A 232-nucleotide genomic window follows, 5' to 3' on the forward strand; every position below is an offset into this window, starting at 1 on the left:
CGATCGCGCCGTCGAGGCGGCGCCCCGACCGGTCCGACGCCGCGTGGGCGCGGATCACGTCGGCACCCACGCCCGTTTCCGAGATGGCGGCGAGCAGTTCGCCCCTGCGGGCCCGGACCGCCTGGTAGGCGCGGGACACGGGGCGCTGCAGTCGTTGTCGGGCCAGGACGCGCGGGACGAAGCAGCCGATGACCACCAGCGCCAACTGCCACGAGTAGAAGAACATGAGGCC

General features: G+C 73.3%; 1 pseudogene. It reads right to left on the minus strand.

Annotation, left to right across the window (positions count from 1 at the left end):
* A pseudogene (locus tag AC0I8G_RS26280) lies at window positions 1-232 on the minus strand (ABC transporter ATP-binding protein); the annotation flags it as partial.

The organism is Kineococcus sp. AC630 (assembly GCF_979255925.1).